The organism is Pseudomonas sp. PvP028 (assembly GCF_017832255.1).
In the GTDB taxonomy this organism is placed as follows: Bacteria; Pseudomonadota; Gammaproteobacteria; order Pseudomonadales; family Pseudomonadaceae; genus Aquipseudomonas; species Aquipseudomonas syringae.
Genome location: NZ_JAFIBL010000001.1, coordinates 42,841 through 67,017, shown reverse-complemented (window position 1 = coordinate 67,017; position 24,177 = coordinate 42,841). Strand labels below are relative to the sequence as shown.

Here is a 24,177-nt window from a genome sequence, read left to right as displayed (position 1 = left end):
CAATGGCCGGGAGTCATTCCGGCCCATCAACGTCGGGGTAGATCAGGCCGTGCACTCGGCAGCGGACTTGATGATGTGCAGCAGTGCCTCTGAGCGCATCGGCCTGTTTAGCAGATAGCCCTGAAAGTAAGGGCAGCCCATTTTGCGCAGCAGGTTGTATTGTTCCGCTGTCTCCACGCCTTCCGCCGTGATATCCAGATTCAGCGCTCGGCCCAGCGACAGGATGCTGCTGACAATGGCTTTGCTGCGCTCATATGTCATCATTCGGGACACGAAGGACCGATCGATCTTCACGGCATCGATCGGGTAACGGTCAATGTAGCCGAGCGAGCTGTAACCCGTGCCGAAATCATCCAGCGCCACTCTCACGCCAAGCTGCCTGATCTGCCGGAGAACCTCGGCGATCGCGTCAGGCTGATAGAGAAACACTGATTCGGTGACCTCGATCTGAAGCTGGCCCGCGGGCAGGCCGGTGGTGGCGATGATCCGTGTCACCTGATCGACGAATCCAGGGTGGCTCAGCTCTTTCCCGGACACATTGACGTTGAGCCTCAGGTCCAGGTGAGAGAACTCCTTGCGCCAGGCCTGCACTTCGCTACAGGCCTGATGCATGACCCAGGCCCCCAGCTCATGAATGATCCCGAGGTCTTCGGCAATCGGGATGAACGCATCGGGAGAAATGATGCCCATGGTGGCATGGTTCCACCTGACCAGCGCCTCGACCCCGACCAGGTGCTCACAGTTACCGCTGTAGATCGGCTGATAAAAGACCAGGAAATCCTTGTCTTCAAGTGCCTGGCGCAGCGCGTTCTGAATCACCAGCGTGTCGATCGCCGCTTCGCGCATCGAGGTGTTGAAGATGCTCCAGCGCCCTCTGCCCTGTTTTTTTGCGGAGTACATGGCAACGTCGGCGTCACGCAGCAACTCTTCGGGTTTGGTATGGCTGTCACCTGCGGTGACGATACCGATGCTGCACGAGATGAAAATGTCCTGGTTTTCGATCTGTATTGCCGTGTGCAATTGACTGACGATACGTTCAGCCATCTTTACGGCAGTCTCCGGCTGATCCTTGCCCATCAGCAGGATCGCAAATTCGTCGCCGCCGATTCGCGCTAAAACGTCATTAGAGCGAACGCAGGTCTGCAATCGATTCGCGACCGCCTTGAGCAACTTGTCACCGGCCAGGTGCCCCATGCTGTCGTTGACTACCTTGAAGCCGTCCAGGTCCAGAAAGAGTACCGTTGCCCGTTCGTATCGGGGGTCGCGGATTTCAAAGGCCGTGGTCAACTCGTTCATCAGGTAAGCGCGGTTGAACAGTGAGGTCAGCTCATCGTGAAAAGCGATATAGGTCAGCTCTTCGGAAATGCGTTCGCGCTCCTCCAGCCGGCTCTGTAGCGCAAGCTTTTCCTCCCACTCCAGACGGGCTCGCTGAGCCAGTTGCTGAGACTCCTTGCGCTCGGTGATATCGCGCTGCACGGACACCCAGTGGGTGAACCAGCCTTTTTCGTTGGCCACCGGCACAATGCTCAACTCGACCCAGAACTTGCTGCCATCCTTGCGGGTGTTGAGCAGTTCGACCTCAACCGCCCGCCAGTGACTGAGTGCCTCACGAATAACGTCCAGTGTTGCCCGACTGGTTTCCTCGCACTGCAGGATGCGGGGCGTGCGACCTATGACTTCCTCTTCAGTGAAGCCGGTGATCGCCAGAAACGCAGGGTTGCAATAGACGATACGCGGGCCTGGCAGATCGATGGGTTCCGCTTCGGTGATAAGAATCGCGTCATTGGCGTTGATGACCACAGACTCAAGCAAGCGCAGGCGTTCGAACGAGGTGACCAGCGGGTTATTGGCTTCGGGATCACGTCCCGGTTGCAGGTAAGTACGAATATGAGCCGCCTGGGCCTGCAGCGCATAGCGTTGCGCAGCGCTCAGCACCATTGCTTGATCGCTGTTGCGCAACAGCATTGCGCCGAGCAATTCATGCCTGAAGCCACGGATAGCAACGTAGATCAGCGTAGACCCCGAGCTGTTGGTTTCCATCGTATTCGCCGGGCTGTCCTGACCGACCAGCACCACGTCGCCATACGACGAGATCATCCTCAACCATGCCTCATCCGCTTTGGGCAGGCTTTGACCGGAGCTGACCAATTGCTCCCAGCCTGTTGCGCTGGATACCATCAGCAAACCGGCGGTGCACGAGGCGGAGTGAGCAGCGGCCTGCAATACCTTGGCAACATCTTCAATATTCGTCGGTATGACGTGGTCGTGCTCATAGCCCTGTGGGTTCATCGATCACTATTCCTGAGTGGTGCGCATGTGTGGCCCGGATCATGTTTGGCAGCGCATAAGCGGCGGATCCGTCCTGTGGACCTCTTCCAGCTGCGCGCAGACATGGCCTGGTTGACTTAGCAGTTTTCAGCTGCGACTACGTACAGACTTGAAGTTGCTCACGATGTTTGGTCGAGGCGACGACTGACCCATTGCATAAAGAGCCAGACGGTCATTCACCGGCGAATCTGCAGTAGGGAGTCATGTGTCAATACATCGAATACGAGATGATGGTTAAGTGCCATTATGTACTAATGGCTAGGACAGGGCTGGTTTGAAAAGGTTGCATGGGATCATATCTATCCGCATGGAGTGCTAGCGCTACTGTGGCGTGATAGCGTCAGACGGAGAGTCGAAGTTGGCCTGCTCATATGAATAGCCAGTATGGGGGAGTTGGAGTCGTTCGCAGCCATGCTATTTGTAGCGTTACGGTGCTCCTAACGCTCAGCTTTAAAGACACCCGCTTTCTCAAGCGTTCTGACTAGATCATCCGGTTTGATGATTTCCGTCGTCGAGTTCAGTTCATGGGCGGACCACCACCGATGCTCCGTCATCACCTGGGTTTCCTGCAGCGTCCATTCTGATCGAGAGAGTACCTGGCTCTCTGCATATACAACGTAATAGCGTTCAACAGCGAGTACGCTCTCACCACTAGGGAGCAGCATTGGAAAACGTCTGTTGGCAATATGCTCAGCGACCGAGTTGACCCTGATACCGGTTTCTTCGCGCAATTCACGTATGGCGGCGGCCTCATAAGTTTCGCCGTTTTCGACGCCTCCACCAGGCGTTGCCCAATAATTGCTGCCGGCCAACGCCCCGTTTGTGTGCTGAAATCTGAAAAGCAGTATTGTCATCGACGGGCTGACGATTAACAGCCTCGATGATTTGCGCTCACGCAATGGTTTGTCTACCTGGAAATTTGACATGAAACCTCACGCCTCATACCGCCGCCGCGCATCACTGAGCATGGAAATCGTCAGTTTGCGTACTTCCAGTTTGCTGATCTCTACATGGGAGCGCAGCAGCAATAATGCTTCGTCACGCTTGCGCGCCTGAAGGGCATTGAGGATCGCGGCGTGTTCGAGGTAGGTATGTTCGATACGCGCGCTTTTGAAGAAGTCCAGACGGCGCACGATCCGGATGCGCTCGGTCACTTCCTGGTGGATGCGGGCCATTTCCAGGTTGCCTGAAGCGGCCACCAGTTGGGTATGGAACTGTTCATCGAGGTCGGCGACTACTTGCATGTCTATCTGCCAGCTATCGCGATCAATCAACCAGTGTTGGCGCAGAACAGTGAGTTCCGGATGCACTTCGGCCGATGCACAGATGCGCTCGACCGCTGCGCACTCCAGGACGATGCGCAGATCGTAGAGCTGGTCGATCTTGTTGAAGTCCAGAGGCTTGACTGACCAGCCACGCCGGAACTCGACATCCAGATAGCCTTCGCGCTGCAGGCGGTAGAGCGCGTCACGCACTGGTGTTCGCGAGACCTGATAACGGTCGGCCAGTTGGGTTTCGGTGAAGCGATCGTAGGGCAGCAGGTAGAAGTCGAAAATCTCCCGCTTGAGCCGCCGATAGACGTCTTCAGCCAGCGCGTTGGTGGTGTTCGGGGAATTCAAGGGCGTGGCTCCAGGCTGCTCAGGTCAATGCTGACATGTGCAGCAACGACTTTCCAGCCGCCCTCCAGTCGCGCCCAGGTCTGCATCTGCCGACCAAGGCGCTGGGTGACGCCATCATGAAACTCGGTACTGACCGTGGCGAAGTCTTCACCGAAGGTGCTCACCACGGTACGCAGCAGCGTGCGTCCCGGTCCGACCGGCTGACACTGGCGTCGATAGCGAGCGATCGTGTCCGCGCCCAGCAGGTTCTCCGCGACGCCGTAGCGGACGGTCTGTTCGGAATTCCAGAAATACGCATCCAGCGTGCTCAGCTCATTGGCCAGCAGGGCGCGTTCGTAGTCGTGAAAGGCGTGGGTCACTTCAGCGACCACGTGGGGGAGGTTGATGTCCATCAAAGTGTGCTCCTTGTCAGCAGCGCCTGCTCCAGGTCCGTCAATGAGGCAACCCGGCCGACAATCCCGCCCTGTGCGGTGATCATCTCCAGCGTGGCCTGTTTGAACGCGGGAAAGTAGCTTTCGGTTGCGTCCTCGATCAGCAGGCAGCGATAACCCCGGTCATTGGCTTCACGCATGCTGGTCTGCACGCAGACTTCGGTGGTGACGCCGGCAAAGATCAAATGGATGATCCCCGCGTCGGTCAGCCGTTGTTGCAGGTCGGTGGCGAAGAACATGCCTTTGCCGGGTTTGTCGATGACCCACTCGCCAGCGCGCGGCGCCAGGGTGTCGATAATCTGATTGCCGGGTTCGCCGCGAATCAGGATGCGTCCCATCGGACCGGGATCGCCGATGCGCAGGCCCGGCGAGCCATGGTCACGTTTGGCTTGCGGGCAATCGGCAAGGTCCGGACGATGTGATTCGCGGGTATGGATCACTGCCATGCCCTCGTCGCGGGCCAGCGCCAGCAGGCGTTGCACGGACGGAATGATGGCCTGCAACGGTGCGACATCGTTGCCCAGCGCGGCACCGAAGCCGCCGGGTTCGAGGAAATCGCGCTGCATGTCAATGATCACTACAGCGGTACGGGATGTATCGAAGGCGAAGCGGTCAGGGCGCGCATTGACCTTGATCATGCCGGTTCCCCCGCGAGATGCTCGGCCCCGGCCATGTGTCGGCCCAGCTCGGTACGGTCGGCGTCCGCTGCGCGGGTTTCAAACACCAGCTCGCCGTCGTGAATGACCACGATACGGTCTGCCAGGCTCAGCAGTTCGTCAAGGTCTTCACTGAGCAGCAGGACCGCTGTGCCGCTGTTGCGAGCGTCGATCAGGCGCTGGTGAATGAGCGCGACACTGGCGAAGTCCAGACCGAATACCGGGTTGGCGACGATCAGCACCGCGACGTCGTGGGTCAGTTCACGGGCCAATACAGCGCGCTGTACGTTGCCTCCGGACAAGGTGCCGATCGGCCGGTTCGGGTCGTTGGGCGATACCTGAAATTGCTCAATCAGGCTGCGTGCCTGGACACCTGCTGCGCGACGATCCAGGCGCCAGCCCTGGCGGCAGAGCGGCGGCTGGTCGAAATTGCGCAGGGCCAGGTTGTCAGCCACGCTGAATGTACCGATGCAGGCGTTGCGCAGGGGTTCTTCGGGCAGGCTGAACACGCGCAGGCGCTGCATCTGTTCACGCCGCGCGTGGTAAGGCTGGCCGTCGACCGCTATCTGCCCGGCGCTGAAGGCGCGCTGGCCGAGCAGCGCTTCGGTCAGTTCGCGCTGACCGTTGCCGGAGATACCTGCAACCCCGACGATCTCACCCGGGTGAACGGCCAGAGACAGGTTTTTTACCGCCAGCGTGCCTTTGTCGCCAGGCACATCCAGGCCTGCCACCTGCAACTGCGGCGGGCGGGGCGCCATCGCCGGGCGCTCGGTGCTCACCCCGCGTACCTGTGCCTCGCCCATCATCCACGCCGCCATCTGTTGCGTGGTGGTGTCAGCCACTGCCGCGCTGCCCACCCAGCGACCCTTGCGCAACACAGTGACGTCATCGGCGTAGGTGCTGACTTCGCGAAACTTGTGGGTGATCATCAGGACGGTCAGTTCGCCACGATGCGCCATTGCCTGCATCAGCCCCAGCACTTCGTCGGCTTCCTGCGGCGTGAGCACCGAAGTGGGTTCGTCGAGAATGACCAGTCGACGCTCCAGATACAGCTGTTTGAGGATTTCCAGTTTCTGCTTTTCGCCGGCCGCCAGGCTGCTGACCGGCCGATGGATGTCCAGCCGAAAAGGCATTTTTGCCATGAACGCTTCCAGGCGCTGGTGCTCGCCGGCCCAGTCGATACGCCACGGCAGATCGCCGCGCGACAGCACCAGGTTTTCCGCCACGCTCAGGCCCGGCGCGACGGTGAAGTGCTGATACACCATGCCGATCTGCAACTGATGAGAGTCGCGCGGGGTGCGAATCTCGTGTTCGCGGTTGTTGATCAGAATGCTGCCCGACTGCAGCGGGCTGTAGCCGATGATGCCTTTGACCAGTGTGCTCTTGCCGGCGCCGTTCTCGCCGAGCAGGGCGTGAACAGTGCCGGCGCGGACCTTGAAGGACACCTCGTCGAGTGCGCGAAACGCACCGAAATGCTTGCTGGCACCAATCGTCTCAAGGCTCGGGGCGCGCATGTTCATGCTCCCAACAGGTCGCGAAGCATCGAGGAATGGCCCACCGCACCGAACACGCCACCCTGCATTTTGACCATGCTCAGGGCCGCCGCATGGTTGCCAGGGTCGGTCGCCCCGCAGCAGTCTTCCAGCAGCAGGCACTCGAAGCCACGGTCATTGGCTTCGCGCAGGGTGGTGTGCACGCAGACGTCGGTGGTGATGCCGGTCAGGATCAGATTGTCGATGCCGCGGGTGCGCAGGATAAGTTCCAGATCGGTGGCGCAGAAGGAGCCTTTGCCTGGCTTGTCGAGCACGATTTCGCCGGGCAGCGGTGCCAGCTCGTCGATGATTTCCCAGCCCGGCTCGCCACGTACCAGAATCTTGCCGCACGGACCTGGGTCGCCGATTCCCGCGCCGATGCGCTGCGAGCGCCAGCGTTTGTTGGCGGGCAAGTCACTGAGGTCTGGGCGATGGCCTTCGCGGGTGTGGATGATGGTGAAGCCCAGCGGGCGCATCACGGCGAGCAGCGCCTTGATCGGCTCGATGGGCGCACGGGTCAGTGCCAGGTCGTAACCCATGCTGTCCACGTAGCCGCCGACGCCGCAGAAATCGGTCTGCATGTCGATCACGATCAAGGCTGTGTTGTGCGCATGCAATTGACCGTTCCAGGGCCAGGGGTAGGGCGCCGATGCAATATGACGTTCGTTCATGGCGTTACTCCTTCCAGCTGCTGGGGGTGGGTTTGAAGTCGCGCTCGGGGGCTGCAAAACCACACGAGCTGCCATCGGTATGCACGACGTCGTCTTCCCACGGCAGACGGTACTGGCCTGCGCTCAGATCGTGCATGTAGGTGTAAGGACAGTCGCGTGCGCCGCCCTTGACCGCCACATAGCCGCGATGCCCGAATTGATAGATGTTGTTCTCCACGCCCCAGTGCACACGGGCTTCGCGGACCAGATCGGGGCGCAGTTCGCAGCAGACGATTTCGTCGGCCCGGCCACCCCCTTCAGCCATGATCGTGCCGTCGAAGTCGACAAACATCGCTTCGCCCATGGAGTCGAACGTGCCATCGGAGCCGCACATGCAGACGCTTGCGGTCTGCATCAGGTTGGTGAAGGCGTTGCTCTGATTGGTGATCTTCCACGAGTGGCGGATCGGTGCGGTGTAACCCGCAGTGCGCAGCATGATGTCGGCGCCCTTGTAGGCGCACTCGCGGGCCATTTCCGGGAACATGCCGTCATGGCAGATGATCAGCGCCAGCTTGCTGCCGCGCGGTCCGTCGCAGACCGGAATACCCAGATCGCCCGGCTCCCACGGTTCGACCGGCACCCACGGGTGCAGCTTGCGGTAGTACAGGCGAATCTCTCCAAGGTCATCGACGATCAGGCCACTGTTGAAGGGGTTGCCGTGCGGGTTGGCTTCCATGATCGAGAAGCAGCCCCATATCCGGTGCGCCTTGCACGCCTCGCGCAGCGCGATCACTTCCGGGCCGTCGAGGCTGCACATGATCTCTGGTGCCGTGCTCATCGACAGGCCGTGCAGCGAGTATTCGGGAAATACGATCAGGTCCATGCCCGGGTTGCTGCGTCGTGCCTTGGCAACCATGCCGACCACTTTCTGCGTCTGTGCCCACAGCGCCTCGCGCGTATGCGGATCGGGCAGCGCCAGTTGCGCCAGGCCGATCACCACGCCATTGGGCGACTTGTTCAAACCACCAAGACCACTGGCCATGCAATGCCTCCTCGAAAAGATCAGTTCATCGCGTCAGGCTGAGTTCGCCAGGCGCGCCGTTCAACGTGCGACCACGGCGACAGGTGGCGTACATCACCACCAGCGTCAGCGCATAAGGTGCTGCGGCAAACAGGTAATAGCCGCTGCTGATACCGACCGCTTGCAGGGCCGGGCCGATGGCTCCGGCCGCGCCGAACAGCAACGACGCCCACAGACATGCCAGCGGACGCCAGCGGGCAAAAATCACCAGCGCCACGGCCATCAGCCCCTGACCGCTGGACAGCCCTTCGTTCCAGCTGCCGGGGTAGTAGAGCGACAGGTAGGCGCCGCCGATACCGGCCAGCCCGCCGCCGACCGCAGTGGCCACAATGCGTACCTTGAGCGGTCGATAGCCCAGCGCCTGAGCGGTTTCGGCATGGTCGCCGACCAGACGCAGCATCAGCCCCCAGCGCGTGGTGCGCAGCCCCCAGTGCAGAACGAACGCCAGTGCTGCACCGACGAAGAACAGCACATTGATGTTCAATGCCGAGCGCACGCGTTCTTCGCTGCTCCAGGCGCCCAGCGCCAGTGAAGGCAGCATGGGCGCCTGTGGCTGGATAAAGGCTTTGCCGAGAAAGAACGCCAGGCCGGTGCCGAGCAGGATCAGTGCGATGCCGAACGCGATGTCGTTAACCCGTGGCAACGAGCACGCCAAACCATGCAGCAGGCCCAGCAGAACGCCGACCCCGGCAGCCGCACCGACGCCCAGCCACGCCGAGCCGCTGAGGCATGCGACGGCATATCCGGACATGGCGCCAGCCACCAGAATGCCCTCCAGCCCCAGGTTGATCCGGCCGCTCTTTTCGGTCAGGCATTCGCCCAGGCTGACGAACAGAAAAGGTGTGCCGACGCGGATGGCTCCGGCCAGCAGAGCGAGCAGAAAGGTAGTCAGGTCGATATCAGCCATGTTGCAGTGCTCCCTTGTCGAGCGGCGCAGGCGCCGCCGTCAGCCTGATCTTCCAGGCGGCGATACGCCCACCCAGGGCTTCCCAGAGCAGCAGATTGGTGAACAGCAGACCTTCAAGAATCAGCGTGGTGGCGTCCGGCAGACCGAGCCGTCGCTGCAGCAGTCCGCCACTGGCTTCCAGCCCGCCGAGCAGGATGGCGCAGACGATAATTGCCAGCGGATGATGGCGAGCGGCGAAGGCCACGAGGATGCCGCTGGTGCCATAGCCTGCGATCAGCGCGGCGTTGGCGCTGCCTTGCACTGCGGTGACCTCGAACATGCCGGCCAGACCCGCCGCCGCACCGCCCAGCAGGCAACTGAGCATGATCAGCCGGTCCACGGGCAAGCCGATCATCAGCGCAGTACGCACGTTGCCGCCGACCACGGCGAGGGCAAAACCCTTTACGCTGTGGCGCACCAGCACATACGCCAGCAGGCAGGCGACGACGCCCGCCACCAGGCCCCAGTGCACCTCGAAACTGTCGCTGATCGTGCCGATCATATAGGCATCGTCCAGCGGCGGCGTCGAAGGCTTGTTCAGGCTTGCCGGGTCGCGCAGGGGGCCTTCCACCAACTGCCGGAACAGGGCCAGGGCGATGTACGAAAGCAGCAGGCTGCTGATCGTTTCATTGACCCCGCGCCGCTGGCGCATCCAGCCACTCAGGCCGATCCACAGGGCGCCCACGGTCATTGCCGCGACGGCCATGCAGGCGAGCATCAAAGCGGCTGGCAGATGGCTGAGCCACAAGGGTGTCACTGCGGCAGCCAGGCCGCCCAGTACCAGCGCGCCTTCACCGCCGATGATGATCAGCCCGGCCCGCGCGGGCAGGGCGACGCACAGCGCGGTCAGCATCAGCGGCGCGGCGCGTTGCAAGGTGTTTTCCAGCGCGAACCACGAGCCGAACGCGCCTTCGCCGACCAGCTGCAGCGCCTGCCAGGCAGGCTTGCCCTGAACCGCCAGAAACAGCCCGAACAGCATGCACGAGGAAAACACCGCCAGCACTGTAGGCAACCCTGGCAACAACGCGCTGGCCAGGCGGCGCAGACTTGTCGATGAACTCATGAACGTTCCTCAGAGCTGGCCAAGCACGCCTTCGACCAGGTAATTCATGCTCTCCAGAGCAATGTCGGTCTGGCCTTGGGCAACACCATCGGCAATCACCACGTTGCCCTTGTTGTCCTTGAGCGGGCCTTTGAAAATCACGAACTGACCGGCCATCATCTGCGCCTTGATGGCATCGGCTTTCTGCCTGGCGTCGGCCGTGACAGCAGGCCCGTAGGCAGACGTTTTCACGAAGCCTTCCTTCAGCCCGCCGCGCAGGAAGTTGATCATCGGCGCGCCGCTCTGGGCTGCTGCGACGTGAGCACGATAAGGCGTCTCCCAGTTCCATTCGGCACCGGTCAGGTAGCCCTTGGGCGCCAGCGCAGCCTGGCTGGCGTGGTAGCCACAGGTCATCACGCCGCGTTTTTCAGCCGTCTCGACGATCACCTTGGGCCCGTCGACATGGCAGGTCAGCACGTCACAACCCTGGTCGATCAGGCCGTTGGCAGCTTCTGCTTCCTTGACCGGCAGCGACCAGTCACCGGTGAAGATCACTGTGGTGACGATGCTCGGGTCGACCGAGCGGGCACCCATGGCGAACGCGTTCAGGTTGCGCAGCACTTGCGGCACAGGTTTGGCGGCGACGAAACCGAGCTTTTTGCTCTTGCTCATGTGCCCGGCGATCACGCCGTTGAGGTATTGCGCTTCGTCGATGTAACCGAAAAAGCTCCCCGCGTTCATCGGGTCGCGACCTTTTTGCCAGAGACCGCCGCAGTGCGCGAAACGGACGTCGGGGTACTTTTTGGCGACCTTGACCACGTGCGGTTCGAAATAGCCGAACGAGGTCGGGAAAATCAACGTGGCGCCGTCCTGACGGATCATGGCTTCCATGGTCTTCTGTACGGCCACGGTTTCCGGAACGTTTTCTTCCTCGATCACTTTGACGTTGGGTAGCGTCTTGATGATGGCCGCTGCCTGAGCGTGGGCCTGGTTGTAACCAAAGTCGTCGCGAGCGCCGACGTAGATGAAACCCACTACCAGCGGCGCATCGGCTGAATAGGCGCGACCGAAAGGCAGCGCTGCGCTCAGGCCGATAATGCCCGCCAACTTGATGAAACTGCGACGATCAACATTCGACATGTGTGCTACCTCGGGTCATTGAGCGATGGAAGATGTGTGCGCGGCGCGGTAGGCGCGCCAGCCTTTGTAGTCGGTGATGTCCAGCGCGCTTTCAAGGCCGCCAGGTTCACAGATGAAACCCTTGACCCACTGGCCGTCGGCCAATTGCAGGGAACCGATGCCCAGTGGCGCTGGAATGGCCGCGACGAAAGCGCCGAACTGGCTCAGCGGCATTTCCCAGACTTCTATCTCGATGCTCGCGCCCTGTTCAGCGACGCGCACCAGTCCCGGCTTCGGCGGCGTCGTTGCTGCCAGCGCATACAGGCGGTAATCCGCGCTGGTGGTCGTGCTGCGCAGCAGACGCGCGCCGCCTTCGAGCAATTGCCAGTTGAGTGGCTGGCCAACGAGGTGTGCACCGACCACCGCAACCTTCACGGTCGGGCTGTTATAGGGCAGGGGGGCCATCGCCACGGCGTCACGCTGGTCAGCCTGGCCAAACAGCGGCTGCCAGGCCGCGGCGATCTCTGCCAGGCGCTGATCGGCACCGGCCGGGCCAATCAGCGTGATGCCCGCGGGCAGTCCGTCCGCGCGACGATCTGTCGGGATGGCGATGGCGCACATGTTCATCAGGTTGACGAAGTTGGTGTAATAGCCGAGCTGTGAGTTAAGCGCGACCGGGTTGCCGAGCACCGCTTCGATGGTCGGCATGCACGGCGCGGTCGGCACCACCAGCACATCGATGTCGGTCAGCAACTGCTGCGCAGCGCGGGTCAGCTCTGCCAGGCGATAGCGCGCGTTGAACGTGTCCACGGCGTCGAATGAATCCGCGCTCTGCACAATGCCGCGTACCACAGGATGAATATCGGCCGCGTTGCTGGCGAAGAATTCGCCGATCGCAGCGCGGCGTTCCGCCACCCACGGGCCTTGATACAGCAGGGCAGCCGCCTCGGCGAACACGTCGAACTCGATGGTGCTGACCGTCACCAACGGGTCGTTCTGCAGGGCTTCAAGGGTTTTGAGGTAAGCCGCCTTTGCCTGCTCATTGCCGAAGAACTCGCAGTGCCGCGCGACGGCGACACGCCGAACCCTGCGCTGCACCGGCAATGCCTGCACGGGCACACTGGACGCATCCAGCGGGTCGTAAGCTGCAATGACCTGCGCTACCTGCCAGGCTTGCATGACATCCTTGGCAAAGATGGATGGGCAGTCCAGCGTGCGGCAGGCAGGCACGACCCCGCGGCTGCTGAACAGGCCAAGGCTGGGCTTGAGCCCGACGATGCCGTTGAAGCCGGCCGGCACGCGGCCTGAACCTGCGGTGTCCGTGCCCAGTGCAAAACTGACGTAGCCACGCGCTACCGCCACTGCCGAGCCGGAACTCGAGCCGCCGCTGACGTAGGCCGGATCATGCGCATTGCGCACCGCGCCGTAGGGCGAACGGACGCCCACCAGGCCAGTAGCGAATTGATCGAGATTGGTCTTGCCCATCAGGATCGCGCCGCTGTCGAGCAGCAGTTGCACAACGTGAGCATTGTCCTCGGGCACGTAGGCGAACGCCGGGCAAGCAGCCGTGGTCGGCATGTGCGCCACGTCGAAATTGTCCTTGACCGCAAAGGGCACGCCGAACAGCGGCAACCGGTCATACAGCGCATCGCCCAGTTGTTCGGCGATACTCTCCAGCGCCTTTGCCCGCTCGACAAGCTGTGCCAGCGGGACGCGATGAATCCAGACCTCTGCCCGGTCATCCGCATCGATGTGTGCGGTCAGGGTCTGCACCAGTGTCGTCAGGGTGGTGTCGCCCGAGCGGAGCGCCGACTGAAGTTCAGGTATATCGAGTGCAGTCATGGTGGTGTTCATTCATGTATACAAGATGAACTGACGGGTTTGCACGTTACGGGCCAAGCTTGGTCCGAGGGCGATTTACAGGGAGGTTACCGGCAATTGGCAGGGTGTTATTCAGCAGTCATGCGTCATGTTTGCGCTTGAACGTGTCTGTGTGCACAAAGATGGGTCGTGTCAGCCGCAGGGCGAATGTATCGCCGCACGGCTGACATCAATGCAGGTTTCTCAGCTCTCGCAGAACCTGAGCCGGTTACCGAACGGGTCGCAGACTTCCAGGGTTTTCCCCCAACCTTGCTGGACGATGTCCGGGCGGGCATAGCCGTACTGCTTGCCGATCAGCTCATCGCGCAATTGCTCGATGTTCTGCGTCGGGATGAACACCGCCGCACCTGGACAGGCATCACCGTGATGCTCGGAGAGGTGCAGGTTCAACCCGTTACGGCTGATGCCCAGATACAACGGCAGATCCGCTTCGAAGCGGTGCTCGAACTCGATGCTGAAACCGAGAAAGTCGATGTAAAACTCACGCGCCTTGCGTTCATCGAACATCCGCAGGATCGGGATGGCGCTGGTGAAGGTCACGGTTGCTGGCTCCTGTGCAGACATTGCTATTCCTTTATTTGAAATGATGGGCGTGCAGTCATTGATGCCGATGCACGCATTTATGCTATGCGGGCTGCTTTACCGGGAACGAGACGAACGGTTTTATTTCCTTGAGCACGAACATGCTCTGCATTTCCTTGATGCCGGGTAATCGTCTGACCACGGTCATGGCGAAGTCAGCAAAGGAATCCAGATCGGGCGCTACGACCTGAAGCAGAAAGTCCGCATCGCCACCGATGCTGTAGCACGCCACGACATCCTCCAGTTGCATGACTTCCTTCTCGAACTTTCTGGCCTCGGCCTCACTATGACTGTCGATGCTGATACGAATGAACACCATGACGCCAAGCCCTATCTTGCGGCGGTCCAGAACGGCTCGGTAACCCTGTATATAGCGATGTTCTTCAAGCTGCTTGACCCTTCGCCAGCAGGGCGAGGCAGACATGCCGATCTGATCGGCCAGGGTCTGATTGGTGATACGGCCGTCCTGCTGCAGAGCCGTGAGGATCCTTACATCTATCGGGCTTAATGTCGGCTGGGTCATAAATACCGTTACTCCTCATGTTGCAGGAAATTTATACCGGTTTTAGCCGCCCAGCCAGTAAGAACAGATAATTCTTTCCGCGTTGAAACACGTAATATTTTTCGACAGGGGTTTGCCTGCTGGATCTCAGGCAAGCTCTTCAATCAGCGTCAAGTCTCAAGGAGTGCAACATGCTTGATCTGACTCAGGTTCTTACGTATTCGGCAGCGTTGGGTATTGCCGCCGCCATTCCTGGCCCCGGTATTGCAGCGCTGGTCGCACGGAGTGTCAGCGGCGGGGCGGTGTCAGGGTTCTGCCTGCTGTCCGGGCTGATTCTGGGTGATTTGACCTATCTTTCATTTGCAGTGTTTGGTCTTGCCATGATCGCCGAGCACTTCAATGCGTTGTTTCAGGTCGTGCGATGGGGGGCGGCGATTTATCTGTGCTATCTGGCCTGGCAGTTCTGGTTCGCAGATCATCAAGCCATCGAAATCGGAAAATCAGCGAAGAAAAAAGAGTTGCTGTCCGCGGCCGCGTCCGGACTGACCATTACCTTGGGCAACCCCAAGACCATTGCCTTTTATCTGGCGCTTTTGCCGTTGGTCATCAATCTTGAAACGGTCTCTTTGCAGACGTGGGGGCTGGTTCTGGTGCCGCTGACGGTGCTGGTACTGCTGGCGGTCGGGGCCGTGTTCATATTTGCCGCCTTGCGCATTCGACATTTGCTGTCGAGTGAGAGTGCGCAAAGAAAACTGTTTCGTGGTGCGGCGGCAATCATGGTAGCGGCGGCAGCTTCGATGCTGGTGCGCTGATCTGCCTGGAGGGTGGATGAGGCCGTTGACGACCTCATCCGGTCGCCGTTACAGCTCCTTCTTCAAATGCTTTTCGATCTGCTCCAGCGACTTGCCCTTGGTTTCCGGCAGGCACAGGAACACGAAAATCAACGAGCCAATGTTGATGGCGGCGAAGATGAAGAACGTCGGGTTGCCGATGGTATCCACTGCAATCGGGAATGTGAACGCTACCGATGCGTTGAACAACCACTGCATCGATACCGCTGTGCCGGTCAGCAAGCCGCGCACCTGCATGGGGAACAGTTCTGACATCAGCAGCCAGTAGACCGGCGAGATGCACATCTGCATGAACAGCAGAAACACCAGAATGCAGGCGAGGGCGGTGTAGCTCTGGGTCATGTTCTGCGGCATGAACTGCAACACGCAACCGAGCGCTGCCTGCATCAGAATGACGATGACCAGACCGGTCATCAGCAAATGCCGACGCCCGTAACGGCCGATGGCCCAGATGCCCAGCAAGGTCGCGATGACTGACACCACGCCGTTGCCGATTGTCGCAGTCAACGCAGCGTTGGTGCCCATCCCGGTGTTTTTGAGAATGATCGGCGTGTAGTACATGAACGCGTTCACCCCGGTGAACTGCGCGGTAAAGCCCAGACCTACGCCGATCAGCAGCAACTTGATGACCCAGCGCTGACGCAGCAATTCTCTTGCTTTGGGACGATGGCGAGCTTCTTCGTCCTGCGCTTTCATCTCGTCGATTTCACGCTGCGCGTCCTGTGTGCTGGGGCGCAGTTGCTCCAGCACATCCTGCGCTTCGTCGAAACGGCCTTTGGAGGCCAGCCAGCGCGGCGACGCAGGTACGAAGAACGTACCGACCAGCAGCAACACCCCTGGCACCATGGCGACGGCCAGCATGTAACGCCAGATCCCCGGTGTATGCAGCAAGGCCGCCATGACCGCACTCAGCACATAGGCGAGTAACTGGCCGCTGACGATCATCAATTCGTTACGGCTGACCAGCCGCGCACGCCGTGACGGGCCTGCGATCTCGGCGATGAACACCGGCACTGTGGCAGAGCCGCCGCCCACTGCGATACCCAGCACGAAGCGCGCTGCAATCATGAACGGAATCGACGGCGCAATGGCGGTGCCCAGTGCGCCGGCGATAAACAGCACTGACAGCAGGCGTAAGGTGAGGCGGCGTCCGAAGCGGTCGGAGATATAGCCGCTGGCAAGCGAGCCGAACGCGGCGCCGACAATCAGTGACGCGGTGACCATCCCTTCGCTGTACGCATCCAGACCCAGGCCTCCCTGATCGGCGGGCAGGGTCATGAACGGCAGGGCACCGGCGATGATGCCAGTGTCATACCCGAACGCCAGCGCGCCCATGGTCGCCACAAGCACAGAGATAAAGATGAGTCGATTCGATGCAGCGCGTTGCCGGCCTTGCTGACCCGCCGCTGCTGAGGTGCTACTAGAAGACATGAATCTGAAGTCCTTGGCTTGAAACCAGCGTTGCGCCAGTACGTGGATGTCACGCTTAGGGCGGTGTCGGCCGTGCTAGTTCCCTACAAACCCGCTCAGGATTGTTTTCCTGGCGAAAGCCTTGAGCGTGAGACTGCTGAAACGATTAACTTTTGCTTGTCATAACGCCCCTGTTTTCCCCTTTTGCTGTCAATGAAATTCAGTTTTTTTGACTGGTAAAAGATGCTTTTCATTGATTTACAAGCCGTTTTTATCTGGCACATACGCTGCTGTCATTACTCACTCTCTGCGCCGCTCATAAGCGCTACAGTAAGGCCGCAATTGTTCGCAGCCTTTTCAACGAGGCTGCGTCGGTATCGTTTGAAAAGGAGGGTGCCATATGAACCTGGCTGAGCAGTACCGTGCCTACATCGCCTGCCTCAATGACCGTCGCTGGCAGGACTTGGGCAATTTCGTCGACGACGGCGTGCACTACAACGGCGAGCGGATCAGTCTGGCCGGTTACCGGGCGATGCTGGAAAACGACGTGAGGATCATCCCCGACCTGCGTTTCAATATCGACCTGCTGGTGGTCGAAGCACCACAGGTTGCCGCCCGTCTGCTCTTCAACTGCTCGCCACAAGAGCGTTTTCTCGGGCTGGAGGCGCTTGGCAAGCGCATTGCCTTCAGCGAAAACGTGTTCTACACCTTTGGCGACGGCAAGATCGTCGGCGTCTGGTCGATCATTGATAAAGCGGCAGTGGAGCGCGAGCTTCGTGGCGAAGCGGCGAGCGTTTCGAGTGATAGAGCTACCTGAACGATTCCACTACGTTCATCGAAGTAAAATCATTTCAGGGCACTCCGGGGTGGTAGCGCAGTCTTTTTTAGACACTCTCACCCGGCGGAGCCCGACATGATCACTGTCCATCACCTGAACAACTCACGTTCGCAGCGTATTCTGTGGCTGCTCGAAGAGCTCGACCTGCCCTACGAAATCAAACGTTATCAACGCGACCCGAAAACCAACCTTGCGCCACCCGAGCTCAAGGCGGTGCATCCGCTGGGCAAATCACCTGTCATCGAAGATGGCCCGCATGTGGTCATCGAGTCCGGTGCCATTGTCGACTACCTGATTCGCCGCCATGGCGACGGTCGTCTGCAGCCGGACCCTGCCAGCGCAACCTACGACGAATACGTGCAATGGCTGCACTTCGCGGAAGGCTCGGCGATTCTGCCGCTGATGCTCAACCTGTATGTCGGGCGCCTGGGCGACGCCGGTGCGCCACTGCATCCGCGTATCCAGTCGGAACTGGCCAACTACCTGGGCTATCTGAACGAGGCCTTGGGGCTGACTCCGTATCTGCTTGGCGACGAGCTAAGTGGTGCGGACATTCAGATGAGCTTCATCGGCGAGTTCGCCAAGGCCCAGGCAATGCTGCAGCCGTACCCGAACGTGACCGCGTGGGTTGAAAGACTGCAGGGCAGACCTGCGTACCGCAGGGCTTTGGAGCAGGGCGGGGAATATTCTTTCGCCAAGTAACCGCGGTGCCTGATATTCGGGCTGATCCTTCCTCACGCTCCAGCGTGGCAATGCAGTTCCGTACGCTCTGCGTCGCACGACCGCGCTCACGTGGCGGGTCAGCCTTCAGACGGGCTGTTGGAGTCCTGATCCGCTTCGGCCGCCAGCTTCACGCGGTCGGCCTTGCTGATGTATTTTTCCTTGCTCTGCGGGGCCAGTTTGGCGCTGGCCTTTTTGGCATGGGCCTTGAGCAACTGCTGGATTTTCTTGCGACGATTCATGTTCTTCAACTCGCTTGCACAGGCGCGAAGCATAGCAGTTTGCCTGTCGCGCCATGCATGCGACTACCCGCCGTTCTGAACCATCTGCCACAACGAAGCACCGACGCCGGTAATGCTCTCGCCGGCAATCAGGCCAGCCGCTGCGGTGATGGCGAAGCGTTCGGTAAGCGATGGCCAGCGACAGTTCACCAGCCAGGTGAGCACTGCACCGAGCGCCATCATCAACGACACCGAGGCGGGTAGTACGAAGGCCAGGCCCAGTGCTGCGGCGCTGGGCAGGTACCGGGCGCGGTGCGCGGGCAGTGTGCTGTCGAGGATGCCCAGCAGCAAACCGGCCAGACCACCGATGAAAATTGCCCAGCGGATGCTCGCCGACAGCGAGTCCAGACCGTGCGTCAGCGTCTGCGCCACCGCTTTCCAGGTCGCCACTGCCGGGGCTGGCCACTCTTCGGTGAGCAGCATCGATTGCGGGTCCGGGATCAGCGCCATATAGGCCAGGACCCCGACGATACTGCCGACGAAAATCCCCAGGGTCTGGGCAATCAACTGTTTGCGCGGCGTGGCGCCAATCGCCCGGCCTACCTTGAAGTCGTTCATCAAATCGGTGCATTGCCCGGCTGAACCGCCGGCCGTGTTGGCGCTCATCAGGTTGATCGGCACCTGACCTGGCGCGACGATGCCGAAGCTCAGTTGCGATAACTGCCCGATTGCGCCGATGGGCGGAATACCCGTGGCACCGACCACGCGCGCCGCCACGGCTGCCAGGCAGATCGCCAGAGGAATGGTCAGTAGGGCCATCCACAGGTTGATACCGAACAACAGCGCCTGCAGGCTGACGACCAGCAGGATCGCCAGCGCAAAACCGGCGGCCGGCCCGGGCTTGGGCATTGACCAGGGTGTTCCGCCGCTGGCTTTGGTAGAAGCGTGCAGTGTCCACAGGCGGATGGCCAATGAGGCCAGCGTCGAACAGACCATCAGGCTAACGCCCGGCCACAGCAACCATTCCACCAGCGCGGCGAACTGCGGGCCGCTGCTGTCGGCCGGTAGCGTCACCAGCCCCTGTTCCAGCAGCCACGGCGCTAGGCCACCCCAGGCTAGCAAGGCTCCGATCAGCAGGGTCAAGCCGACGCGAATACCGATAATCGCCCCGAACCCCACCAGCAGCAGAGAAGGGTCAGCGGTAAAGGTCAGGCGCTCCAACTGAGCGCTCGGCGACCAGCGCGGGAACGCCCATACGAACGTGTCGACCCACTTGGCCAGCGCCGACAGCAACGCAGTACTGAGCAGCACCTTGAGGCGCGTCGCAGCTTCACGGCCATGATTGTAGATGTGCAGGAGGGTTTCCAGAGTGGCCATGCCCTCGGGAAATTTCAGCGATGTGTCATTGAGCAGTGACGGCCGCAAATACCAGGCAATCCAGATCCCCAGAAAGCTCACCGAGAAGACCCAGGCGATCATCGGGATGGCATCCAGTTGCTGGCCGGTCAGCAAGGTATAAGCCGGAATCGGCGCGACCAGCCCGCCTGAAATGATAGACGCAGCGGCGGAGGCGACAGTCTGATTGATGTTGCTCTCATGCAGCGTCCACGGCAGCTGCGCGGACGAGCGCTTTGACAGCCCTTGCCAGATCGCATAACCGATCAACAACGCAATGATCGACATGTTGAACGACCAGCCGATCTTCAACCCGGCGTACACATTGGAAGGCGTCAACAGGATACCGAGTACGACCCCGGTAATGACCGCGCGTAGACTGAGCTCACGCTCGACAGGGCTGGCAAGAGGGGGCGCTGGTGAGGTCGAAAGCATGCGAATTCCTTTCGGCAATGAGACAAGGCAACCTATAAAGTGAGCGCCATATCGGCCGAAGGTTCATATGGCAGGCATCGTTGGGTAGTGGCGTTAAGGCATCCGTTTGCTCCGGTTTTCGCCGACCGGTTACGCAGGGTGCCTGTTGCAGGAACCTCAGAAATCAGAGTGCCGGAAGGACATCGCCACGCACCCTTTGGTGAGTTACAGGCGGTGAGTTACAGGCCGTGAACCAGAATATCCAGCCCCTCGTCAGTGTGTGGAATCTGGAAGTAGCGGGTGATGAGCCTGAACTGCGCATCTGTAGCCGCAAAGTCATGCTCGGCTCTTTCGTTGCGGGCATGCAGTCTGGCAAGGCAAATATCGTCCTCCACATCAAGATAGTGCAGTCGATGCTTGACCTGCGCGTCATCAGCCAGGCTGCGAAGCCACCGGCGGTCGGCGAGCGTATTGGCAGGGAAATCCAGAACCACGCACATGCCCGAATTCAGCATGTCGATAACCAGAGGGCCGATGATGTCGCGAATCCGATGGGCCAGGCGCACGTAGTCCGCCACTGATGTGATCTCGTCAGGGTAGAGCCGAGAGAGCCATTGATCTTCACTCAGCAGGATCGCTGAATGTTCGGTCGCGATTGATTTTGCCAGTGTCGATTTACCGGATGCGATCTTGCCGCACAGGAGGTGAAGTCTGGTGGCGAGCATCAACGTGTCCTTACTCTATGGGTGCCTGTCAACCAAGCACATTCAGCCCATCATTGAAATGGCACTCGCGATCATCACCGCCAAGGTTTTCCGGCAGGAAAGCGGTGAGGTCGTAGGGCAAAAACAGCGTATCCAGCGCCAGAGAGAACGGCACGTCTATCAGCCATGGCCAGGTCGATGTCACATCTTTAGTACCCCATGCCCAGCCGTGTCGTGTGCCGGGATAGACGCAACGCTCACCATCGAGGTGATACATCAGGCTCCAACAGCCGCTCAGTGAGATGGCCGTAGCGAGTAACAGGCATTGTTTGAACATACATTCCTTTGTTTCCGAGTTGATGCAACATGCGCGTCATTCTAGTCGCATAACCCGGCGGCGATCATCCTGCGCATGGCGCGGGCCATATCTTGCGCAGCCTGCGCGGTCTGCTCGCCTGGCAACTGATCGAACATATGCGGCACGCCTGGGTAGACATGCAATTCCACAGGCACCCCCGAGCGCGACAGGGCCAGCCCGAATGACAGGTCCTCTTCCAGAAACAGATCGAGTGCGCCGACGCAGATGAAAGTGGGCGGTAGATCGCTCAGGTCGGTGGCCAGTGCGGGGGAGAACAGGGCCTTGCGATCATCGTCCACTGCGTAGGCACCGCGCAGGCATTCCCAGCAAAAATGATTGGCCTGACGCGACCAGCTGAAAGTGCCGGTAGTCGGGTTGGCTGGCGGAGCGTCGGGTGTGCCTGTGCGGTGATCCAGCATCGGGTAGATCAGCACCAGGCCGGCGATGGTCCGCAGACCTCTGTCTCTTGCCAGCAGGGCGAGCGCGGCAGCAAGCCCGCCGCCGGCGCTGTGGCCCATGATCACCAGATTGCTGGTGTTCATGCCCTGCGCCGCTCCGTTGCAGAATATCCATTCCAGCGCTGCGTAACAGTCCTCCAGCGGGATCGGGAACGGATGCTCGGGGGCAAGCCGGTAATCGACGGCAATGATGATTGCCTGGAGCTCGACGGCCAGCTTGGCCAGGTCATTATCGGCCATCTCCGGGCTGCCCAGTACAAAGCCGCCGCCATGGATATACAAAATGACCGGGAGGTCAGTGTGAGGGTGTGAAAGGTCCGGGCGATAAAGACATAGCCTGATGCCATTGTCCGAATCGGAGGAGGTCCAGTGTTGCTCGCCGCGCGCTGTGGCGGCGGTGGCCCAGGTGGCGCTGACGCGAGCCCTGATGTCGGCAAGGGTGTGCAGCGTCCAGTTGCTCGACGGCTCGTCCATGAACCAACGATAGGCCGGGTCCAGTAATTCATTGGCGTTCAATACGTGCTCCCGAGGCGCAGGGAGATCAGCCCCTGCGCCTGCCAGTGCTTAAAGCCACGCCTTGATTTGCGTACAGACGGCGGGCGTGGAAATGCCATAACGGTCATGCAGTGTAGGCAGCGCGCCAGCGTCGAGAAAAGCGTCTGGCAGGGCGATCTGCCTGAACGTGGGCGTCACGCCATTGCGCAGCAGCACCGTCGCCACTGCCTCGCCCAGCCCGCCAATGACCGAATGGTTTTCGGCCGTCACCACCAGCCGGCCCGGTTTTCTGGCTTCAGCGAGTATGGTCTGCTCGTCCAGCGGTTTGATGGTGGGGACGTGCAGCACTGCCACGTCGATACCGTCAGCCTGCAGCTGCTTGGCAGCTTCCAGTGCACGCATGGTCATCAGGCCGGTGGCAATGATCAGCACGTCGTTGCCAGTGCGCAGTGTCTTGGCTTTGCCGATCTCGAACGTGTAGCCGTACTCGTCCAGCACCAAGGGCACGTTACCGCGCAGCAGGCGCATGTAAACCGGGCCTTGATGCGCTGCGATCGCGGGAACCGCCTGTTCGATTTCCAGTGCATCACAGGGATCGACGATCATCAGATTGGGCATGGCGCGAAAGATCGCCAGGTCGTCGGTGGCCTGATGGCTGGGACCGTAACCGGTGGTCAGGCCCGGCAGGCCGCAGACGATTTTGACATTGAGGTTGTCTTCGGCAATCGCCATACAAATGAAGTCATACGCGCGTCGGGAGGCGAATACCGCATAAGTGGTCGCAAACGGTATAAAACCCTCCCTGGCCATGCCGGCCGCTGCGCTCATCAGCAACTGTTCGGCCATGCCCATTTGATAGAAACGTTCGGGATGCGCCTTGGCGAAGATGTGCAGGTCTGTGTATTTCGACAGGTCAGCCGACAGTCCGACGATGTCCTGACGTTGCTCTGCGAGTGCCGCCAATGCATGGCCGAACGGAGCCGGTCGAGTGGCCTGACCCTCGGACGCAATGGACGCGATCATCGCCGAGGTGGTCAGTTTTTTCTTCGTGGTGCCGGACGGAGCCGGTGTGTGATTGGCAGAGCTCATACGGTTTTCCCCTCGTCGAGGTTATTCAGTGCGACGTCCCATTCATGCTCATCCACACGGATGAAGTGGGTCTTTTCGCGGGTTTCCAGAAATGCCACGCCCTTGCCCATTTTTGTGTCGCAGATGATGACCCTGGGCTGCGTACCGGCGTGCTGGCGCGCGTTGTCGAAAGCTGCAACGAGCGCGTCCAGATCGTTGCCGTCGACCCGTTGGGTAAACCAGCCAAACGCCTGCCAGCGATCGACAATGGGTTCAAACGCCAGTACTTCACTGGAGTGGCCATCGGCCTGCTGGTTGTTCACATCGATGATCGCGATCAGGTTGTCCAGCTTCCAGTGCGAGGCGGACATCGCCGCTTCCCAGGTGGAGCCTTCGTTCAGCTCGCCGTCCGACAGCAGGTTGTAGACGAAGGCACTGGAGTTCTTGCGCTTCAAGCCCAGACAGGCCCCCACCGCAATGCCCAGCCCATGACCCAGTGAGCCACCGGTGATTTCCATGCCGGGGGTGTAGGTGGCCATGCCGGACATGGGCAATCTGCTGTCGTCCGAGCCGTAGGTTTCCAGCTCATCGAACGGAATGATTTCCGCCTCGATCAATGCCGCGTACAGCGCAATGGCGTAGTGGCCGATCGACAGATAAAAGCGGTCACGCTGTTCCCATTCAGGGTCTTCAGGGCGATAGTTCAGCGCGTGAAAATAGGACACGGCGAGCAGGTCCGCAGCGCCCAGCGCCTGTCCGACATAACCCTGGCCCTGAACCTGGCCCATGCGTAATGCGTGCCGGCGAATGTTATGAGCGCGCTGCGCCAGCGAGGTGGAAGGCGCAGATAAAATAGTGGCTGTCATGGTGATTGCT

25 protein-coding genes are annotated in these 24,177 nt (G+C 60.4%); 3 read left to right on the top strand and 22 right to left on the bottom strand.

Annotation, left to right across the window (positions count from 1 at the left end):
* Window positions 1-42: 42 nt before the first annotated feature.
* The 14 genes from JOE34_RS00290 to JOE34_RS00225 form a co-directional block, all read right to left on the bottom strand.
* Entirely contained in the window at window positions 43-2,289 is a 2,247-nt protein-coding gene (locus JOE34_RS00290; protein WP_016567340.1) for an EAL domain-containing protein, read from the bottom strand.
* A gap of 476 nt (window positions 2,290-2,765) precedes the next feature.
* Window positions 2,766-3,254, bottom strand: coding sequence for an NUDIX domain-containing protein (locus JOE34_RS00285; RefSeq protein WP_080272546.1), 489 nt, complete (start codon window positions 3,252-3,254; stop codon window positions 2,766-2,768).
* A 6-nt stretch (window positions 3,255-3,260) separates the two neighbouring features.
* Window positions 3,261-3,947: a GntR family transcriptional regulator gene (locus JOE34_RS00280; protein ID WP_024664450.1), complete on the bottom strand. Its 687-nt coding sequence runs from the start codon at window positions 3,945-3,947 to the stop codon at window positions 3,261-3,263.
* Entirely contained in the window at window positions 3,944-4,339 is a 396-nt protein-coding gene (gene hpxZ / locus JOE34_RS00275; protein ID WP_010424436.1) for an oxalurate catabolism protein HpxZ, read from the bottom strand. Before hpxZ ends, JOE34_RS00280 begins: the two co-directional genes overlap by 4 nt.
* The gene (locus JOE34_RS00270; RefSeq protein WP_209994920.1) at window positions 4,339-5,016 is read right to left on the bottom strand and encodes a cysteine hydrolase; all 678 of its coding nucleotides are present in this window, start codon (window positions 5,014-5,016) and stop codon (window positions 4,339-4,341) included. The genes hpxZ and JOE34_RS00270 overlap by 1 nt, the downstream gene beginning before the upstream one ends.
* Window positions 5,013-6,554, bottom strand: coding sequence for an ABC transporter ATP-binding protein (locus JOE34_RS00265; RefSeq protein ID WP_198700218.1), 1,542 nt, complete (start codon window positions 6,552-6,554; stop codon window positions 5,013-5,015). The genes JOE34_RS00270 and JOE34_RS00265 overlap by 4 nt, the downstream gene beginning before the upstream one ends.
* Window positions 6,551-7,237 carry an isochorismatase family cysteine hydrolase gene (locus JOE34_RS00260; protein ID WP_057406396.1) on the bottom strand — a complete coding sequence of 229 codons (687 nt, stop codon included), beginning with the start codon at window positions 7,235-7,237 and terminating at the stop codon, window positions 6,551-6,553. The genes JOE34_RS00265 and JOE34_RS00260 overlap by 4 nt, the downstream gene beginning before the upstream one ends.
* Window positions 7,238-7,241: 4 nt before the next feature.
* The gene (locus tag JOE34_RS00255; RefSeq protein ID WP_046271113.1) at window positions 7,242-8,258 is read right to left on the bottom strand and encodes a formamidase; all 1,017 of its coding nucleotides are present in this window, start codon (window positions 8,256-8,258) and stop codon (window positions 7,242-7,244) included.
* 25 nt (window positions 8,259-8,283) lie between these two features.
* Window positions 8,284-9,204 carry an ABC transporter permease gene (locus JOE34_RS00250; protein WP_003421850.1) on the bottom strand — a complete coding sequence of 307 codons (921 nt, stop codon included), beginning with the start codon at window positions 9,202-9,204 and terminating at the stop codon, window positions 8,284-8,286.
* Complete coding sequence (locus JOE34_RS00245) at window positions 9,197-10,306, bottom strand: ABC transporter permease (protein WP_024662129.1); 1,110 nt, start codon at window positions 10,304-10,306, stop codon at window positions 9,197-9,199. Before JOE34_RS00245 ends, JOE34_RS00250 begins: the two co-directional genes overlap by 8 nt.
* Before the next feature lie 9 nt (window positions 10,307-10,315).
* On the bottom strand, window positions 10,316-11,425 hold the full coding sequence (locus tag JOE34_RS00240; protein ID WP_004403015.1) for a BMP family ABC transporter substrate-binding protein: 1,110 nt from the start codon (window positions 11,423-11,425) through the stop codon (window positions 10,316-10,318).
* A 15-nt stretch (window positions 11,426-11,440) separates the two neighbouring features.
* Window positions 11,441-13,246 (bottom strand): allophanate hydrolase, encoded by a 1,806-nt coding sequence (gene atzF / locus JOE34_RS00235; protein ID WP_177231890.1) that lies wholly within the window; start codon window positions 13,244-13,246, stop codon window positions 11,441-11,443.
* A gap of 222 nt (window positions 13,247-13,468) precedes the next feature.
* Entirely contained in the window at window positions 13,469-13,849 is a 381-nt protein-coding gene (locus JOE34_RS00230; protein WP_046235019.1) for a glyoxalase superfamily protein, read from the bottom strand.
* A gap of 61 nt (window positions 13,850-13,910) precedes the next feature.
* Window positions 13,911-14,390, bottom strand: coding sequence for an Lrp/AsnC family transcriptional regulator (locus tag JOE34_RS00225; protein ID WP_044311883.1), 480 nt, complete (start codon window positions 14,388-14,390; stop codon window positions 13,911-13,913).
* A gap of 170 nt (window positions 14,391-14,560) precedes the next feature.
* Between JOE34_RS00225 and JOE34_RS00220 the strand changes: the two genes are divergently transcribed.
* Window positions 14,561-15,181: a LysE family translocator gene (locus JOE34_RS00220; RefSeq protein ID WP_122255568.1), complete on the top strand. Its 621-nt coding sequence runs from the start codon at window positions 14,561-14,563 to the stop codon at window positions 15,179-15,181.
* Window positions 15,182-15,229: 48 nt separating this feature from the next.
* On the opposite strand, the gene JOE34_RS00215 is transcribed toward JOE34_RS00220, so the two are convergent.
* Window positions 15,230-16,651 carry a sugar porter family MFS transporter gene (locus tag JOE34_RS00215; protein WP_024664442.1) on the bottom strand — a complete coding sequence of 474 codons (1,422 nt, stop codon included), beginning with the start codon at window positions 16,649-16,651 and terminating at the stop codon, window positions 15,230-15,232.
* A 379-nt stretch (window positions 16,652-17,030) separates the two neighbouring features.
* Here JOE34_RS00215 and JOE34_RS00210 point away from each other — a divergent pair, with 379 nt between their 5' ends.
* Window positions 17,031-17,447: an ester cyclase gene (locus JOE34_RS00210; RefSeq protein ID WP_003339876.1), complete on the top strand. Its 417-nt coding sequence runs from the start codon at window positions 17,031-17,033 to the stop codon at window positions 17,445-17,447.
* Window positions 17,448-17,543: 96 nt separating this feature from the next.
* Complete coding sequence (locus tag JOE34_RS00205; RefSeq protein ID WP_057406390.1) at window positions 17,544-18,170, top strand: glutathione S-transferase; 627 nt, start codon at window positions 17,544-17,546, stop codon at window positions 18,168-18,170.
* A 98-nt stretch (window positions 18,171-18,268) separates the two neighbouring features.
* On the opposite strand, the gene JOE34_RS00200 is transcribed toward JOE34_RS00205, so the two are convergent.
* The 7 genes from JOE34_RS00200 to JOE34_RS00170 form a co-directional block, all read right to left on the bottom strand.
* Window positions 18,269-18,430 (bottom strand): DUF2986 domain-containing protein, encoded by a 162-nt coding sequence (locus JOE34_RS00200; protein WP_065087521.1) that lies wholly within the window; start codon window positions 18,428-18,430, stop codon window positions 18,269-18,271.
* A 63-nt stretch (window positions 18,431-18,493) separates the two neighbouring features.
* Complete coding sequence (locus JOE34_RS00195) at window positions 18,494-20,239, bottom strand: OPT family oligopeptide transporter (protein ID WP_010424392.1); 1,746 nt, start codon at window positions 20,237-20,239, stop codon at window positions 18,494-18,496.
* A 218-nt stretch (window positions 20,240-20,457) separates the two neighbouring features.
* Window positions 20,458-20,943 carry an ATP-binding protein gene (locus JOE34_RS00190; RefSeq protein ID WP_010424391.1) on the bottom strand — a complete coding sequence of 162 codons (486 nt, stop codon included), beginning with the start codon at window positions 20,941-20,943 and terminating at the stop codon, window positions 20,458-20,460.
* Between the two features lie 28 nt (window positions 20,944-20,971).
* Window positions 20,972-21,259: a YceK/YidQ family lipoprotein gene (locus JOE34_RS00185; RefSeq protein ID WP_003314115.1), complete on the bottom strand. Its 288-nt coding sequence runs from the start codon at window positions 21,257-21,259 to the stop codon at window positions 20,972-20,974.
* A gap of 41 nt (window positions 21,260-21,300) precedes the next feature.
* Window positions 21,301-22,254, bottom strand: a complete 954-nt coding sequence (locus tag JOE34_RS00180; RefSeq protein WP_209994919.1) for an alpha/beta hydrolase — start codon at window positions 22,252-22,254, stop codon at window positions 21,301-21,303.
* Between the two features lie 48 nt (window positions 22,255-22,302).
* Window positions 22,303-23,322, bottom strand: coding sequence for a transketolase family protein (locus JOE34_RS00175; protein WP_074952643.1), 1,020 nt, complete (start codon window positions 23,320-23,322; stop codon window positions 22,303-22,305).
* Window positions 23,319-24,167 (bottom strand): transketolase, encoded by an 849-nt coding sequence (locus tag JOE34_RS00170; protein ID WP_209994918.1) that lies wholly within the window; start codon window positions 24,165-24,167, stop codon window positions 23,319-23,321. Before JOE34_RS00170 ends, JOE34_RS00175 begins: the two co-directional genes overlap by 4 nt.
* Window positions 24,168-24,177 lie beyond the last annotated feature (10 nt).